Origin of the sequence: Aminobacter sp. MET-1 (assembly GCF_026521175.1) — a bacterium.
In the GTDB taxonomy this organism is placed as follows: Bacteria; Pseudomonadota; Alphaproteobacteria; order Rhizobiales; family Rhizobiaceae; genus Aminobacter.
In genome coordinates this window covers 59,143-75,842 of sequence record NZ_JAMSHL010000018.1, presented here as the reverse complement: position 1 = coordinate 75,842, position 16,700 = coordinate 59,143, and the positions used below count along the sequence as shown (strand labels likewise).

The window sequence follows — 16,700 nt, the reverse complement described above, 5'->3', positions numbered from 1 at the left end:
ATGCAGGCCGCAATGCGCAAGTTCGAAAACCCTGAGACCGCAGTCGACCGCGACTGGTGGCGAGGGGCGGTGATCTACCAGATCTACCCCCGCAGCTTCCAGGACTCCAACGGAGACGGTATCGGCGACCTCAAGGGCATCATCTCCCGCCTTCCGCACATTGCGGAACTTGGCGCCGACGCGGTCTGGATTTCGCCCTTCTTCAAGTCGCCGATGAAGGATTTCGGTTACGACATCTCGGACTATCTCGACATCGACCCGATGTTCGGCACGCTCGCCGACTTCGATGCGATGATATCGGAAGCGCATCGCCTCGGCCTCAAGGTGATGATCGACGGCGTCATCTCGCACACCTCCGACCTGCACCCCTGGTTCAAGGAAAGCAGGTCGAGCCACGACAACGCCAAGGCCGACTGGTACGTCTGGGCAGACGCCAAGCCCGACGGCAGCCCGCCTAACAACTGGTTGTCGATCTTCGGCGGCTCGGCCTGGCAGTGGGACACCAGGCGCATGCAGTACTACCTGCACAATTTCCTGGCCGAGCAGCCCGATCTCAACTTCCACAACCGTGACGTCCAGGATGCATTGCTCGACGTCACGCGTTTCTGGCTGGAGCGCGGCGTCGACGGCTTCCGTCTCGACACCATCAATTTCTACTTCCACTCGGCCGGCCTCGAGGACAATCCGGCGCTGCCTCCGGAGGAGCGCAACGACCAGACCGCACCGGCTGTGAACCCCTACAATTTCCAGGATCACATCTACGACAAGAGCCGGCCCGAGAATCTCGAATTCCTCGCCCGTTTCCGCGCCGTGCTCGACGAATATCCGGCGGCCGCTGCTGTCGGCGAAGTCGGCGATTCCCAGCGTGGTCTGGAGGTCGTGGCGTCCTACACCGCCGGCGGCGACAAGGTGCAGATGTGTTACGCCTTCGACTTCCTGGCGCCCGAGAAGATCAGCGCCGCCAAGGTGCGTTCCGTGCTCGAGGACTTCGGCAAGGTCGCCAGCGACGGCTGGTCGTGCTGGGCCTTCTCCAACCACGACGTCGTCCGTCACGCCTCGCGCTGGGGCATGGGCGAGGCCGATCGCACCGCCTATCTCAAGGTTGTCTCGGCACTTCTGATGTCGCTGCGCGGCTCGGTCTGCATCTACCAGGGCGAGGAGCTCGGCCTGACCGAGGCCAATCTCGCTTTCGAGGACCTGCAGGATCCCTATGGCATCCGCTTCTGGCCCGAGTTCAAGGGCCGCGATGGCTGCCGCACACCGATGGTGTGGAACAAGGATGCCGCCAATGGCGGCTTCTCCAAGGTCAAGCCGTGGCTGCCGGTGCCGGCGGACCATCTGGCGAAAGCCGTCGACACCCAGGAGGGCGATGCCGCCTCGCTGCTCGAACATTACAGGCGCTTTCTTGCCTTCCGCCGTGCCCATCCGGCCCTTGCCAAGGGCGATATCTCGTTCCTAAAGGCCGAGGGCGATGCCATTGCCTTCAGCCGCCGCGAGGGCAACGAGGAGATCGTTTGCGTCTTCAATCTCGGCAGCACACCGGCTACGGTCGATCTGGGAGGTCGTGGCCTGCAGCCCCTTCAGGGGCATGGGCTCGATGGCAAGACCGATGCCGGCGCAGTCCGGCTCGCTGGTTACGGCGCCTGGTTCGGGCGCTTCGTCTGACCGCAAATTAGGTACTGGGAGGAAACCATGGCCGATCTAACGCTCAGGGACGTTAAGAAGTCCTACGGCAACCTGAACATCCTTCATGGCATCGACCTCGACATCAAGTCGGGCGAATTCATTGTCTTCGTCGGCCCCTCGGGCTGCGGAAAGTCGACGCTGCTGCGCTCGATCGCCGGGCTCGAGGAGATCACCGGCGGCGAACTGCATATCGCCGGCGAGAAGGTCAATGATGTGCCGCCGTCCAAGCGCGGTATCGCCATGGTGTTCCAGTCCTACGCGCTCTATCCGCACATGACGGTCTACGACAACATGGCCTTCGGCATGAAGATCGCCGGCGAGAGCAAGGCCGAGATCGACAAGCGGGTGCGTGCCGCGGCCGATATCCTGCAGCTGACCAAATATCTCGACCGCCTGCCCAAGGCGATGTCGGGCGGCCAGCGCCAGCGCGTCGCCATCGGCCGCGCCATCGTCCGCAACCCAAAGGTCTTCCTGTTCGACGAGCCGCTGTCCAACCTCGACGCGGCACTCCGTGTCGCCACCCGCATCGAGATCGCCAAGCTCAAGGAATCGATGCCCGAGACGACGATGATCTACGTCACCCACGATCAGGTCGAGGCGATGACCTTGGCCGACCGCATCGTTGTGCTCAAGGACGGCCGTATCGAGCAGGTCGGCTCGCCGATGGAGCTCTACAAGCACCCGGGCAACCTGTTCGTCGCCCAGTTCATCGGGTCGCCGGCCATGAACATCCTGCCCGCCACCATCGAGCGTGCTGGCGAGACCAGCCTCGTTACCCATGTCGCCGGCCGCAAGACGCCGGTACCGGTCGCCACCCCCGCAGACGCCCAAGGCAAGGCCGTCAGCTTCGGCGTCCGCCCCGAGGATCTCTACGTCGCCACCAATGACGATTTCCTGTTCGAAGGCATGGTCGATTATGTCGAGCAGCTCGGCGAGGTCCAGCTCGTCTATGTCGACATCGGCCGCCCCGAGCAGCCACTGACCGCCAAGCTGCCCGGCAATGTCGAGATCAAGCGCGGCACGGTGATCCGGCTTTCCGCCAGCCCCGACGATCTGCATATCTTTGACGGAGATGGGCGGTCGTATGACCGGCGGCGGACCGCTGTCGCAGCATAGGGCTTTTTGACCAAGCGCTTGTGGATTTGCCTTTTGTAGTTGGCCCCGACGGCAGGTTCGAGGGTGAGGCTAGATGCGACGTCCCCCTCTCCCTGCCTGCGGGGGAGGGCAAGCGTGAGGGGGCAATCCGGTGATGTTGCCGCCCCTCATCTGCCTGCCCGCATTCGATGCTCCAAATGCCAAGCAGTGGCTTTTCGTCCGCCGCGCGGACCGCATCTCACCTCCCCTTAAGGACGGGGAGATGCGCTACCCGGCGAACTTATTCCACCGTCACCTGCCTCTGCTTCAGCTCCGTCCGTCGCTTGGAGGCGAAGAACGCCGATACGAATGTCAGGCTCATCAACAGCACGATCGTCGGCGCAGGCGCGCTGTCGAGGAAAAAGCTGAGGTAGACGCCTGACAACGAGCACGAGACCGCCACCAGGACCGACACGAGGAGCATGCGCTCGAAGCGGTCGGTGACAAGGTAGGCGATGGCGCCCGGCGCGATCAGCATGGCGATGGCGATGATGATGCCGACCGCCTTCAGCGCCCCGACGATGGTCAGCGACAACACCACGAGTAGCCCGTAATGCAATAGCCTGACCGGCAGGCCGATGGCCTGCGCGTGCTGCGGGTCGAAGGCGTGCAGCAGAAGATCGCGGCGGAAGAGGCCGATGGCACCGGTCGCCACCAGCGCGATCACGCCGGCCTCCACCACGTCGCGCCAGCTCACGCCAAGCATGTCGCCGAACAGGATGTGGTCGAGATGCACGTCGGTCTGGATCTTGGTGTAAAGCACGATGCCGAGGCCGAACATGCCAGAAAAGACAATGCCCATGACGGTGTCTTCCTTGATCCGGCTGTTCTGCTTGAGATAGCCGGTCGCCAGCGCGCAGGTCATGCCGGCGGCAAAGGCACCGACCGCCAGCGGCAGGCCGACGATATAGGCGAGCACCACACCCGGCAGCACCGCATGGCTGATGGCATCGCCCATCAGTGACCAGCCCTTGAGCACCAGGAAACACGACAACAACGCCATCGGCACCGCGACCAGCAGCGAGATGGCAAAGGCCTGCTGCATGAACGGGAAAGCGAAGGGCAGGGTAAGGGTTTCGATCATGGTCGTACCTCGCCGGAGGCGCCTTCCTTCTCCCCTTGCGGGAGAAGGTGCCCCGAAGGGGCGGATGAGGGGTGCTGGACGGAGTGCAATTGAGCAACAGATTCGTATGGAAGCGCTGCACTTCTTCCAACACCCCTCATCCGACCGCCCCCTCGACAAGCTCGGGGTCGGCCACCTTCTCCCGCAGGCGAAGAAGGAAGATTTTGCGCGGCGCTCATACCCCTGCCTCCAGCTCCAGCCGTGCCCGCCGCCGCGCCGCCAGCATCCCGTGCTTCGGCGCAAAGACGAACGCCATCAGGAAGATCAGCGTCTGCAACACCACGATAATTCCCCCGGTCGCCCCGTCGAGAAAGTAGCTCGCATAGGCGCCGACGAAGCTGGTCGCGCTGCCGATCAGGACACTGATCACGATCAGCCGCGGAAACCGGTCGGTGAGCAGGTAGGCGGTCGCGCCCGGCGTCACCACCATGGCGATGACCAGGAACGCACCCACCGTCTGCAGCGCTGCCACCGTCGAGGCCGACAGCAGCATGAAGAACAGCACCTTGAGCAGATCAGGATTGAGCCCGATCGAACGCGCGTGGTTCTCGTCGAAGAAGGCGACCATCAGGTCTTTCCATTTGGCGAGCAGGATCGCCAGCGAAATGCCGCCGATCAGCACCAGCTGCAGCGTATCAGTGGGTGTCACCGCCAGGATGTTGCCGAGCACGATGGTCTGGATGTTCACCGAGGCCGGCGACAGCGAGATCATGAACAGGCCGAGCCCGAAGAAGGAGGTGAAGATCAGCCCAATGATGGCGTCTTCCTTCAGCTTGGTGCGCTGGTTGAGGAACAGCATGGCGCCCGCCGCCAGCCCGCCCGACAGGAACGCGCCGAGCGCGAAGGGCAGGCCGAGCATGTAGGCGCCGGCGACGCCGGGCACGATGGAGTGCGAGAGTGCGTCACCGATCAGCGACCAGCCCTTGAGCATCAGATAGGCCGACAGGAAAGCGCAGACGCCGCCGACAAGCGCTGACACCCACATCGCGTTGAGCATGTAGCCGTAGCCGAACGGCTCGAACAGCGTGGAGATCATTTCCGTCGCCCGCCTTTGCCAGCGGCATCGTCATTGCCGTTGCCGTCGCCATAAATGACAAAGGGACGCTCGTCGTCGGTCAGCACCGTCACCTGCCGCGTGTCGGCATCGTCATGCAGTTCGGAGCCGCCGAGGATGAACTGGCGCAGCACGCCGCCGAAGGCCTTTTCGAGATTGGCCTTGGTGAAGGTTTCGGCCGTCGGGCCGGCTGCCAGCACCGTCCGGTTGATCAGCACGGCGCGGTCGCAGAAGCGCGGCACCGAACCCAGATTGTGGGTCGACACCAACATCACCCGGCCTTCGTCGCGCAGGCCCTGCAACAGCGAGATGATCGCTTCTTCGGTGCGCACGTCGACACCGGTGAAGGGCTCGTCGAGCAGGATCAGTTCACCCTGCTGCGCTAGCGCGCGGGCCAGGAACACGCGCTTCTTCTGCCCGCCGGAGAGTTCGCCGATCTGGCGCTTGCGGAAGTCGACCATGCCGACACGTTCGAGCGCGGCATCCACCGCCTCGCGGTCGATGCCGCGCGTCATCCGCAAAAAGTTCATGTGGCCGTAACGGCCCATCATGACGACGTCCTCGACAAGGACGGGGAAATTCCAGTCGACGTCTTCGCTCTGCGGTACATAGGCGACGAGGTTTTTCCTGAGCGCTTCGCGTGCCGGCTGGCCCAGGATCTCGACGCTGCCCGATGCCAGCGGCACGAAGCCCATGATCGACTTGAACAGGGTCGACTTGCCCGAGCCGTTGACGCCGACAAGTGCCGTGATGGTGCCGCGTGGAATGGCGAAGGAGGCGTTGCGCAGCGCGGTGTGGCCGTTGCGATAGGTCACCGAGATGTTGGCGACGTATAGCCCGTCGCCGGGAGTGGCCGCCGCCTGGGGCCGCCCTTTCAGGGGCATGGTCATTGGGTCAGCCCCTTGACGATGGTCTGGGTGGTGACGCTCAACAGGTCGAGATAGGTCGGCACCGGGCCGCCCTCGTCGCTCAGCGAGTCGACATAGAGCACGCCGCCATATTTTGCGCCGGTCTCCCGGGCGACCTGCTCGGCCGGCTTCGACGACACGGTGCTTTCGCTGAACACAGCCGGAATGTTGTTGGCCCTGACGAGGTCGATCACCTTGCGCACCTGCTGCGGCGTACCCTGCTGGTCGGCGTTGATCGGCCAGAGATAAACCTCCTTCAGGCCGAAATCGCGCGCCAGATAGGAGAACGCGCCCTCGCTGGTGGCGAGCCAGCGTCGCTCAGCCGGAATGGTGTCGATCGCCGCATGGATCGGCGCCACCGTCGCCTTGATCTTGTCCGAATAGTCAGCCGCGTTCCTCGCGTAGGTCGCGGCATTGGCAGGGTCCTTCTCGGCAAAGGCCTTGCGGATGTTCTCGACATAGATCAGCGCCGCTTGCGGAGACATCCAGGCATGTGGATTGGGCTTGCCGCTATAGGGTCCCTCGGCGATGCCCATCGGCTCGACGCCATCGGACACCACGACCTGCGCCACTCCGTCGAGATTGTCGAAGAACTTTTGGAACCACAGCTCAAGGTTCAGCCCGTTCCACAACACCAGGTCCGCCTTCTGCGCCCGCAGCATGTCGCCTGGCGTCGGCTGATAGTTGTGGATCTCGGCATTCGGCTTGGTGATTGATTCCACCTCGGCGGCATCTCCGGCGACATTGCGGGCAATGTCGGCGATCACGGTGAAGGTGGTCGCCACCTTCATCTTCTCGGCCATGCCTTCGGTGGCTGAGAAGCCAAGCATGGCAATGGCGGCGAGGGCGAGGCTTAGTCGTTTCATCTTTATCCCGTTTCCCTGTGCGCAGGCCCGGTCCGGCCGGCAGCATGGCGGCGAACGTAACGGCAGCCCTCCGGCGTGTCAATGCAATTGCAAATCGTTTGCAAGTAGATATCTCGATGACGGGCTGGCTCGATGCCGACCAGCAGGCTCTCCGGTTGATCGGGATGCCACCTGGTCGGTGCGAGCCAGGCGCACCAAACAGATCGGATACCAACGAAACGAACACCGTTGACCGGTATCGGAGCATGCTGCTGCCAATTGCCCCGCCCATGCATCCATTCGGGCCTCGGCGCGTTTCCGTTTGCCAATCCCAAACAAGGAGAACGGTCGTGTCAGCCAATTCAGCCATTCGCGAGCATATGGAAGTCATCGGCGCCGACGGCGTCCACATCGGAACTGTCGACAAGGTCGAGAACGGCCGCATCAAGCTGACGAAAAAAGACAGCGGCGAAGGCCGTCACCGCGGCCACCATCACTATATCTCCACGGCACTCGTCGCCGAAACCGAAGGCAACAAGGTGCGCCTCTCGGCCAACGCCGATGTTGCGGTCACCTTTGAGGAAGAGGGCAAGGCGGGCTAGGCGGTAACGGGGCGGGCTGCCGGGCAGTCCCCATCGTCCCCACCCAGCCTGCAGTCTGCCGCCGGTTGCGCCGAGGTGACGCAAATTGTGCCACCGACGCTCTCGTGGCTGTGCGGTCCTGGCCTTACCGTTGAAATCTCTGATGCGCGGCGACAGCCAGCGTGATCGTCTCGGGCAGATCAGGCCGAACTCTTTCTGCCGCTTTAGCTTGCGCCGTGAGCGGTCGTCGGATGGCGCGCATTGCCAAGCCGGAGCGACGCCCCGCTCAGCCCACCTGACAGACGCCCCCGCATCCGCCTCACCCGGTGGTGATTTTCCGCGACCAGACGGGGAAGAGTTTCCACGGACTTTTTGACAGTCTCGCCCATGCCCGGGTCTGCGCGACGTTGCTTGGCTCCCAGGTGTTCTGCGCTCGACTGGGATGACGGACGCGACCTGCCTGCTCCCCTTGTGGGAGAAGGTGGCCTCGTGAAGCGAGGTCGGATGAGGGGGCTGGAAGAAATGAAGGATGCAGAAAACAACCACTGAATGGTGCACAATTCCAAATGCTCCACTCCGTTCTGCGCCTCTCATCCACCCCCTTCGTTGCAGCCTCTCCCACAAGGGGAGAAGGACGTACGCACACACCTCATCTGGGGAATGTGCGCATAAACTTTTGCAACTGGGTGTCATCTGGCACATAGTCGCGCAATGAAGAAGACTGCCCCCAAACCCGTCCTCAAGAAGCCGGATTATGAAAAGGCGCTCCGCAAGGCGGGCATTCGCGTCACCCGTCCACGCAAGGTGATTCTCAACATCCTGCGCGAGACGGAAGATCATCCGGACGCACTCGAGATATTCCGCCGCGCCGAGCAGGTCGACAAGAGTATCTCGCTGTCGACGGTCTACCGCACCATGAAGCTGCTCGAGGAAATGGGCGCCATCCACCGCCATGCCTTCGAGGGCGGTCCATCACGTTTCGAGCAGGCTGGCGGCGACCATCACGACCATCTCATCGACATCGACACCGGCGACGTCATCGAATTCCGCTCCGACCGCATCGAGCAGCTACAGCAGGAAATCGCCGCCGAACTCGGCTACGACATCGTTCATCACCGGCTCGAACTCTACGGCCGCCGCCGCCGTTCCAACTGAGCCGCCGGCTCCGCGCACGGTGAGTTGAACGCGGCTTCTGGCCGGTGCCGGGCCGTCGAGTTGACCTTGGCGTGCGGGCAGGTCAATCATGCCGCCGCACGCCCTTCAACCACATCAGCACAAGGAAACGAGACCATGGAAAAAGCCGAAATCGGACTGATCGGCCTGGGCACGATGGGCTCGAACCTGGCGCTGAACATCGCTGAGAAGGGCCACCGCATCGCCGTGTTCAACCGCACCCCGGCGCGTACCGAGGCCTTCATGGCGAATGCCGGCGACCTGCGCGACAGGATCGTGCCCTGCGCCTCGATCGAGGAGCTTGCGGCTGCGATCCGCCCGCCGCGGCCGATCATCATCATGGTGGTGGCCGGCGATCCGGTCGACCAGCAGATCGCGGCCCTGCGCCCGGTGCTGGCCGCCAACGACATCATCATCGACGCCGGCAATGCCAATTTCCGCGACACCATGCGCCGCTTCAAGGAGCTCGACGGCTCGGGCCTGACTTTCATCGGCATGGGCGTGTCGGGCGGCGAGGAGGGCGCGCGCCACGGTCCTTCGATCATGGTCGGCGGTGCGCCCGAATCCTGGACCCGTGTCGAGGACGTGCTGACCGCGATCTCGGCCAAGTACAAAGGCGAGCCCTGCGCCGCCTGGCTCGGGCCGAACGGCGCCGGCCACTTCGTCAAGACTATCCACAATGGCATCGAATATGCCGACATGCAGATGATCGCCGAGATTTATGGCGTGCTGCGCGACGGCCTCGGCATGGCCCCGAAGGAGATCGCGCCGGTCTTTTCAGGCTGGAACAAGGGTCGGCTCGAATCCTACCTGATCGAGATCACCGCGACCGTCTTGTCCGCCGACGATCCCAAGACCAGCCGTCCGGTGGTCGACATCATTCTCGACCGTGCCGGACAGAAAGGCACCGGCAAATGGTCGGTCATCGAGGCGCAGCAGCTTGGCATTCCGGCGACGGCCATCGAGGCTGCGGTCGCAGCACGCGTGCTGTCGTCGATGAAGGACGAGCGCCTGGCCGCCGAGAAAGCCTATGGTGCCCGTTCGGGCAAGCTGTCGGGCTCGAAGGACGAGCTGTTGGCCGATCTCGAACTGGCGTTGTTTGCCGGCAAGATCGCCGCCTACGCGCAGGGCTTCGCTGTCATGGCCGGCGCGTCGAAGGAGTTCGGCTGGAACCTGCCGATGCCGACCATTGCCAAGATCTGGCGTGCCGGCTGTATCATCCGCTCGCAATTCCTCGACACCATCGCCGAAGCCTTCGGCAAGGCCGACCAGCCGACCAATCTTCTGATGGCGCCGGCCTTCGTCGAGATGATGGGCAAGGCGCATCCGTCGCTGCGCCGCATCGTCGCCCGCGCCGCCGAGGCCGGCCTGCCGGTGCCGGCCCTGTCGTCGGCTCTGGCCTATTTCGACGGCTATCGCCAGGGTCGCGGCACCTCCGATCTCATCCAGGCGCAGCGTGATTTCTTCGGCGCCCATGGCTTCGAGCGCGTCGACGCGCCGGGCGCGCACCATGGTCCATGGGGCAGCGAAGGGTAGGGACGTAGGGCCAAGGTTCGCGCTGCCCCTCATCCGCCTGCCGGCACCTTCTCCCCGTGAACGGGGAGAAGGGACACTGCCGCGACGCCTACGCCCTTCGCCGGTTTACAGGGAGAGGGCAAGGGCGGGAGGCAATCTCAACCGGGCTCAGTCGTTCGGTTTTCCCGACGTCTCATAAGCTTCGACCGCCCTCGGCTTGCTGAGGCTCTGCAGTGAGCCGATGTCGCGGCCGGCGATGCGGCCGAGCACGGCGGTGGCGAGTTCATGGCCGGCCAGCCGTACGTCCTCGTTGACGACATAGAGCTGCGGGCGCAGCAGGTGCAGCAGCCTGGACGACTGCTTGGAAACGATGTCGACGTCCTCGCCGACCTTGAAGCCGGCATCCTCGACGCCCGCGACCAGAGCGAAGGTGCCGGCACCCGCGCCGCTGACGAAGGCGTCGGGACGGCTCTGCCGACGCATCAACTCTGACGTGACGGCGCGGATTTCGTCGATTGAGTGATCGACGGTTGCGGTTGGGAACGGCACCTCGGTCAGGCCGTGCACCATCACGGCATCGGCAAAGCCGTCGCGCATGTGACGGTAGTAACTGAGGTTCGGCGGCGGGGCGAGAAGCGCCAGCCGCTTGCGGCCGAGGGCAGCCAGCGTCTTCACCGCCTCTACCGAATAGGCATAGTTGTCGAAATCGTGGAACGGGTGCTCGATGCCCATGTGAGTGCGGCCGTGCGTGGCGAAGGGAAAACCCCGCTCGGTCATGTAACGCACGCGCTTGTCGTCGGGTTCGGTGCGCGAGATGATGACGCCGTCGGCCGACGCCGTCTCGACGACGTAGCGCACCGGCTCCAGCGCGTCGTTGCTGCGCGAATAAGGTGTCACCACGAGGTGGTAGGGCGTGTGCGCCAGTGCCTCCGAGATGCCGTAGATCAGGTCCGACACGAAGCCGCCGACCTGCTCCTCGGTGTCGAGCACGAGGCTGATGACATTGGTCTTGCCGGTGCGCAGGCGCACGCCGGCGCGGTTGGGGCGGTAGCCGATCTGGCGGGCGACGAGTTGCACCCGGCGTTTGGTCTCGGCGCCGATTTCGGGCGCGTCTTTCAGCGCCCGTGACACCGTCGTCACGCCGAGGCCGGTCATGAAGGCGATGGTCTTCAGCGTCGGCGGCTGGCTGCCGGCTGCCACCTGCTCGCCGCTGTCATCGGGCGGTGTTCGCTCGTCCATGGTCATCTTGCCCGCCGTCTCGCCTCGTCTTGCATATCGCACCCCCAGCATGGACCTTGCAAGTCGCATGAGCAAGAACTGTAACGTTACAGAAAATTATTTGAGACAAAAATTCGACGCCAGACGAGCCATCCAGGCGATCGCAGATCCCGCGCCGCAGCATTGCTAATGTCGGTTGATTCCTTTGGTGATTTCTTCTGGGAATGCTGCAATGCAAAGTAACATGACGACGTTTCCGGCTGCCGCTTTGAACGGTGCTTTAGTTCGTGTCCCGAAAGAAATCGCGCTCGCGCCGTCTCCCGGCCATTGCGCAGGCTCGAGACTTCGCCTAGCCTAAATCTGTAACGTTTCAGATTCAGGGAGGAGTACGATGCGTTATAGGCTTCTGACCGCCGCGTTTGCGGCGGGGGTCGTGTGCGGGGCAGGGCCTGCGGCGGCGACCGACCTCGAGGTGACACATTGGTGGACCTCGGGCGGCGAGGCGGCGGCAGTCGCCGAATTCGCCAAGGCGTTTGACGCGACCGGCAACAAATGGGTCGACGGCGCCATTGCCGGTTCGGGCGACGTTGCCCGGCCGATTATGATCGGCCGCATCACCGGCGGTGACCCGATGGGCGCAACCCAGTTCAACCACGGCCGCCAGGCCGAGGAGCTCGTCCAGGCCGGGCTGATGCGCGATTTCACCGAACTGGCCGAAAAGGAAGGCTGGACCAAGTTCATCCATCCCAAGAGCCTGCTCGACGGCTGCACGCTTGATGGCAAGATTTACTGCGTGCCGATCAACATCCACTCGCAGCAATGGCTGTGGCTGTCCAACAAGGCCTTTGCCGATGCCGGCGTGGCCGTTCCCAAGAACTGGGACGAGTTCGTGGCTGCCGCTCCGGCGCTCGAAAAGGCCGGCATCGTGCCGCTCGCTTTGGGCCAGCAACCGTGGCAGACCACGCTCGCCTTCCAGGTGATCCTCGTCGCGCTGGCTGGTCCCGACACCTTCCAGAAGGTGTTTGGCGACAAGGACGCGACGGTCGCCGCGGGACCCGAGATGACCAAGGTGTTCGCGGCAGCCGACCAGGCCCGCGCCATGTCGGCCAAGTCGAACGTCCAGGAATGGAACCAGGCCACAGCACTTGTCATCAACGGCAAGGCTGGTGGCCAGATCATGGGCGATTGGGCCCAGGGTGAGTTCCAGGTTGCCGGTCAGACTGCCGGCAAGGACTACACCTGCCTTCCGGGGCTCGGCGTCAACGAGATCATCTCGACGGGCGGTGACGCCTTCTACTTCCCCAAGCTCAAGGACCCTGAAAAGTCCAAGGCACAGGAAGCACTGGCTTCGGTGATGCTGTCGCCGGCGACGCAGGTTGCCTTCAACCTCAAGAAGGGCTCGCTGCCGGTGCGCGGCGACGTCGACCTCAACGCTGCCAACGACTGCATGAAGAAGGGCCTGGAGATCCTCGCCAAGGGCAACATCATCCCTGCGCCGGATCAGCTGATGTCGGCCGACGGCGTGACCCAGGTCAACGACCTGTTCGTCGAGTTCTTCGGTAACAAGAACCTGACGGCCGCCGACGCCCAGAAGCGCTTCGTCGACATCATCGCCGCTGCCGACTAGGCCATTTCCGGGTTCCCGATCCCGGCCTTGGCCAAGATGCTGCAGTCAGTACAGCGGCGCTCTGCCGGTCCCCGCACAAGGGGGCCGGCAGATTGGCCGGGTCCCCAGATGGAAGCCGACCGATGACACCTGGATATCAGGGCCGGCCGAGCCGGTTGTTCCGAAACCTCAACGCCAAGATCGCTTCGATCCCGATGGTGCTGACGGCGCTCGTCATCTTCGTCGGCGGAACGGCGTGGACGGTCGTCTATTCCTTCACCAACTCGAAGCTGTTGCCACGGCTCAATTTCGTCGGCCTCGAGCAGTACCAGCGGCTGTGGGCGACGCCGCGCTGGCAGATCGCCGTCGAGAACCTTGCCATCTACGGCCTGTGCACGCTGGTGTTCTCGCTGGTCATCGGCTTCGTTCTGGCGGCGCTGATGGACCAGAAGATCCGTTTCGAAAACACCTTCCGCACCATCTTCCTCTATCCTTTCGCGCTGTCCTTCATCGTCACCGGCCTTGCCTGGCAATGGATCCTCAATCCGGATTTCGGCATCCAGCAGGTGGTGCGCAATCTTGGCTGGGAAAGCTTTGTCTTCGACCCGCTCTACAATGCCGACATCGTCATCTACGGCATCCTGATCGCCGGACTGTGGCAGGGTACGGGGCTGATCATGTGCCTGATGCTGGCCGGCCTGCGCGGCATCGACGCCGACATCTGGAAGGCCGCCCGCGTCGATGGCATCCCGACATGGAAGACCTATGTCTTCATCGTCATCCCGATGATGCGGCCGGTTCTGGTGACCACGCTGGTCATCATCGCCAGCGGCATCGTCAAGGTCTACGACCTCGTCGTCGCCCAGACCAGCGGCGGCCCCGGCATCGCGTCTGAAGTGCCGGCCAAATACGTCTACAACTACATGTTCCTGGCGCAGAACCTGGGGCAGGGCTTCGCCGCCTCGACCATGATGCTGCTGTCGGTGGTCATCGTCATCGTGCCATGGGCCTATCTCGAATTCGGCAGGAGGCGCAGCCATGGCTGAGCAACTGGCGCGCGCCGCGCCCGACCTCGATGTTGTGCCCGCCCTGACCGCTCGGTCCGCTGCGCTTGCCGGACCGCAGGGGCCGAAGCCACGGCGGCGCTTTTCCCGCCGCAACATCTTCATCTACGGCACGCTGGCGCTGTTTGCCGTCTACTACCTCCTGCCGCTCTACGTGATGGTGGTGACGTCGCTGAAAGGCATGCCCGAGATCAGGCTCGGCAATATTTTCTCGCCGCCGGTCGAGATCACCTTCGAGCCCTGGGTGAAGGCCTGGTCCCAAGCCTGCACCGGGCTCAATTGCGACGGGCTGTCGCGCGGCTTCTGGAACTCGGTGCGCATCACCGTGCCGTCGGTGTTCCTGTCGATCGCAATCGCCTCGGTCAACGGCTACGCGCTCGCCAACTGGCGCTTCAGGGGATCGGAGGTGTTCTTCACCATCCTGATCGTCGGGGCCTTCATTCCTTACCAGGTGATGCTCTATCCGATCGTCATCGTGCTTCGCGAGATCGGCCTCTATGGCAGCCTGTGGGGGCTGGTGCTGGTGCACACGATCTTCGGCATGCCGATCCTGACGCTGCTCTTCCGCAACTATTTCGCCTCGCTGCCGGAAGAGCTGTTCAAGGCCGCCCGCGTCGACGGCGCCGGCTTCTGGACCATCTATCTCAGGATCATGCTGCCGATGGCGCTGCCCATCTTCGTGGTGGCGATCATCCTGCAGGTCACCGGCATCTGGAACGATTTCCTGTTTGGCGTCGTCTACACCAAGCCCGACACCTATCCGATGACCGTCCAGCTCAACAACATCGTCAACGCCGTCCAGGGCGTAAAGGAGTACAACGTCAACATGGCGGCAACGCTGCTTACGGGACTGGTCCCGCTCATCATCTACTTCATCTCCGGCAAGCTTTTCGTCCGCGGCATCGCCGCCGGCGCGGTCAAGGGTTGAGACGATGACGAATGTCCAGGTCAAGGACGTGTCGCTGAGCTTTGGGGCCTATGACGTGCTGAAGCAGCTCAATCTCGATGTGCCCGAAGGCGAGTTCCTCGTGCTGCTCGGGCCATCCGGCTGCGGCAAGTCCACGTTGCTCAACTGCATCGCCGGCCTGCTCGACGTGTCCGAGGGGCAAATCTTCATCAAGGGCAAGAACGTCACCTGGGAGGAACCCAAGGACCGAGGCATCGGCATGGTGTTCCAGTCCTACGCGCTCTATCCGCAGATGACAGTGGAAGGAAACCTGTCCTTCGGCCTGAAGACGGCGGGCATGGCCAAGGACGAGATCGCAAGGCGTATCGCCCGTGCGGCCGAGATCCTGCAGATCGAGCCGCTGCTCAAGCGCAAGCCGGCAGCACTTTCTGGCGGCCAGCGCCAGCGCGTAGCGATCGGGCGGGCACTGGTGCGTGACGTCGACGTGTTCCTGTTCGACGAGCCGCTGTCCAATCTCGACGCCAAGCTGCGTTCGGAGCTGCGCGTCGAGATCAAGCGCCTGCACCAGAAGCTCGCCAACACCATGATCTACGTCACTCACGACCAGATCGAGGCGATGACGCTGGCCGACCGCATTGCCGTCATGAAGGGCGGCGTGATCCAGCAGCTCGACGCGCCGCAGGTAATCTACAACAAGCCGGTCAACCGCTTCGTTGCCGGCTTCCTCGGCTCGCCGGGCATGAATTTTCTCGACGGCGAGCTCGAAGCCGGCGTTGAGCCGGCTTTTGCGACAACCGCGACAAGGATCCCGCTCGGCCGCTACGGTTTTGGCGGCACGGCCAGGCCAGGCAAGGCCGTGTTCGGTGTGCGCCCCGAACACATCGCCACAGGCGATGCCGCCAATGCCATGCCCTATGCCGCCGACGCGAGGGTCGAGCTGGTCGAGCCGATGGGCTCGGACACGCTGGTCTGGACGAAGCTCGGCAGCCAGAGCCTCGCCTTCCGCGTCGAGGCCGAACGCCATCTGGCTCCAGGCGATCAGCTGCGCATCGGCTTCGACCCGGCGCGCGCCTCGCTGTTTGACGGCCAGAGCGGCAACCGCATCTGACATCACCTCCCAACGAACGGACAGAACCATGGACTGGTCATTCCAACTCTACAGCGCCCGCAACTACCAACCCTGGGACAAGGTGCTGCAGGCGCTCGCCAGCGTCGGCTACAAGGAGGTCGAAGGTTATGGCGGGGTCTATGACGACCCGCAGGCTTTTCGCGCCCTGCTCGACCGCAACGGCCTGTCCATGCCGAGCGGCCATTTCGGCATCGATCTGCTGGAGCAGGATTTCGCCAGGGCGGCCACGATTGCGACGACGCTCGGCATGAAGCTCATAGCTTGTCCCTGGCTCGAGGTGGTCGACCGGCCGACCGACGCCGATGGATGGCGGGCATTCGGCAAGCGCCTCGGTGCCATCGGCGCGAAGGCCAGGGATGCCGGGTTCGATTTTGCCTGGCACAACCACGACTTCGAGTTTTTGACCCTTGCCGGCGGGCTGGTGCCGCAACGCCTCATCCTGGAAGCCGCACCCGACATCGGGTGGGAGATGGACGTCGCCTGGGTGATCCGCGGCGGCTCCGACCCGCTGCACTGGATCGAGGAGTTCGGCCCGCGCATCCTGGCTGCCCACGTCAAGGACATCGCCCCGCATGGCCAGGCAGCCGACGAGGACGGCTGGTCGGACGTTGGCCACGGCACCGTCGACTGGGCCGGGCTGGTTGTAGCGCTGCGCAAACGCACGCCGGCCAGATACTTCATCATGGAGCACGACAATCCGGCCGATTTCGAGCGCTTCGCGCGCCGGTCCATCGCCACCGCAAAGACCTTCTAGGGG

The 16,700-nt window shown here is 63.7% G+C and carries 15 protein-coding genes; 10 read left to right on the top strand and 5 right to left on the bottom strand.

Annotation, left to right across the window (positions count from 1 at the left end; genetic code table 11):
• Together NDO48_RS22185 and NDO48_RS22180 are read left to right on the top strand one after the other, a co-directional pair.
• Positions 1 to 1,665: an alpha-amylase family glycosyl hydrolase gene (locus tag NDO48_RS22185; RefSeq protein WP_018425868.1), complete on the top strand. Its 1,665-nt coding sequence runs from the start codon at positions 1 to 3 to the stop codon at positions 1,663 to 1,665.
• 27 nt (positions 1,666 to 1,692) lie between these two features.
• Positions 1,693 to 2,802 (top strand): ABC transporter ATP-binding protein, encoded by a 1,110-nt coding sequence (locus tag NDO48_RS22180; RefSeq protein WP_018425869.1) that lies wholly within the window; start codon positions 1,693 to 1,695, stop codon positions 2,800 to 2,802.
• A 259-nt stretch (positions 2,803 to 3,061) separates the two neighbouring features.
• Here the strand turns inward: NDO48_RS22180 and NDO48_RS22175 are convergent, their stop codons facing one another.
• The 4 genes from NDO48_RS22175 to NDO48_RS22160 form a co-directional block, all read right to left on the bottom strand.
• Positions 3,062 to 3,904 (bottom strand): metal ABC transporter permease, encoded by an 843-nt coding sequence (locus NDO48_RS22175; protein ID WP_018425870.1) that lies wholly within the window; start codon positions 3,902 to 3,904, stop codon positions 3,062 to 3,064.
• Positions 3,905 to 4,118: 214 nt separating this feature from the next.
• Positions 4,119 to 4,979, bottom strand: a complete 861-nt coding sequence (locus NDO48_RS22170) for a metal ABC transporter permease (RefSeq protein ID WP_018425871.1) — start codon at positions 4,977 to 4,979, stop codon at positions 4,119 to 4,121.
• Positions 4,976 to 5,887, bottom strand: coding sequence for a manganese/iron ABC transporter ATP-binding protein (locus NDO48_RS22165; RefSeq protein WP_018425872.1), 912 nt, complete (start codon positions 5,885 to 5,887; stop codon positions 4,976 to 4,978). The genes NDO48_RS22170 and NDO48_RS22165 overlap by 4 nt, the downstream gene beginning before the upstream one ends.
• Positions 5,884 to 6,771 carry a metal ABC transporter substrate-binding protein gene (locus NDO48_RS22160; RefSeq protein ID WP_026226774.1) on the bottom strand — a complete coding sequence of 296 codons (888 nt, stop codon included), beginning with the start codon at positions 6,769 to 6,771 and terminating at the stop codon, positions 5,884 to 5,886. Before NDO48_RS22160 ends, NDO48_RS22165 begins: the two co-directional genes overlap by 4 nt.
• 359 nt (positions 6,772 to 7,130) lie before the next feature.
• On the opposite strand from NDO48_RS22160, the gene NDO48_RS22155 reads away from it, so the two are divergent.
• The 3 genes from NDO48_RS22155 to gndA all read left to right on the top strand — a co-directional run bounded on the left by NDO48_RS22155 (position 7,131) and on the right by gndA (position 10,040).
• The gene (locus NDO48_RS22155) at positions 7,131 to 7,352 is read left to right on the top strand and encodes a DUF2171 domain-containing protein (RefSeq protein WP_018425874.1); all 222 of its coding nucleotides are present in this window, start codon (positions 7,131 to 7,133) and stop codon (positions 7,350 to 7,352) included.
• A 690-nt stretch (positions 7,353 to 8,042) separates the two neighbouring features.
• Positions 8,043 to 8,486 carry a Fur family transcriptional regulator gene (locus NDO48_RS22150; protein ID WP_018425875.1) on the top strand — a complete coding sequence of 148 codons (444 nt, stop codon included), beginning with the start codon at positions 8,043 to 8,045 and terminating at the stop codon, positions 8,484 to 8,486.
• Between the two features lie 135 nt (positions 8,487 to 8,621).
• Positions 8,622 to 10,040, top strand: coding sequence for an NADP-dependent phosphogluconate dehydrogenase (gene gndA / locus NDO48_RS22145; RefSeq protein WP_018425876.1), 1,419 nt, complete (start codon positions 8,622 to 8,624; stop codon positions 10,038 to 10,040).
• Between the two features lie 147 nt (positions 10,041 to 10,187).
• Here gndA and NDO48_RS22140 read toward each other — a convergent pair whose 3' ends face one another.
• Positions 10,188 to 11,258 carry a LacI family transcriptional regulator gene (locus NDO48_RS22140; RefSeq protein ID WP_040456431.1) on the bottom strand — a complete coding sequence of 357 codons (1,071 nt, stop codon included), beginning with the start codon at positions 11,256 to 11,258 and terminating at the stop codon, positions 10,188 to 10,190.
• 370 nt (positions 11,259 to 11,628) lie between these two features.
• Between NDO48_RS22140 and NDO48_RS22135 the strand changes: the two genes are divergently transcribed.
• From NDO48_RS22135 to NDO48_RS22115, 5 genes are all read left to right on the top strand, one after another.
• Positions 11,629 to 12,864, top strand: a complete 1,236-nt coding sequence (locus NDO48_RS22135) for an ABC transporter substrate-binding protein (RefSeq protein WP_018425878.1) — start codon at positions 11,629 to 11,631, stop codon at positions 12,862 to 12,864.
• 122 nt (positions 12,865 to 12,986) lie between these two features.
• Positions 12,987 to 13,889 (top strand): carbohydrate ABC transporter permease, encoded by a 903-nt coding sequence (locus NDO48_RS22130; protein WP_026226776.1) that lies wholly within the window; start codon positions 12,987 to 12,989, stop codon positions 13,887 to 13,889.
• Positions 13,882 to 14,835 (top strand): carbohydrate ABC transporter permease, encoded by a 954-nt coding sequence (locus NDO48_RS22125; protein WP_018425880.1) that lies wholly within the window; start codon positions 13,882 to 13,884, stop codon positions 14,833 to 14,835. Before NDO48_RS22130 ends, NDO48_RS22125 begins: the two co-directional genes overlap by 8 nt.
• Before the next feature lie 4 nt (positions 14,836 to 14,839).
• Complete coding sequence (locus NDO48_RS22120) at positions 14,840 to 15,922, top strand: ABC transporter ATP-binding protein (protein ID WP_018425881.1); 1,083 nt, start codon at positions 14,840 to 14,842, stop codon at positions 15,920 to 15,922.
• 28 nt (positions 15,923 to 15,950) lie between these two features.
• Complete coding sequence (locus NDO48_RS22115; RefSeq protein ID WP_018425882.1) at positions 15,951 to 16,697, top strand: sugar phosphate isomerase/epimerase family protein; 747 nt, start codon at positions 15,951 to 15,953, stop codon at positions 16,695 to 16,697.
• Positions 16,698 to 16,700 lie beyond the last annotated feature (3 nt).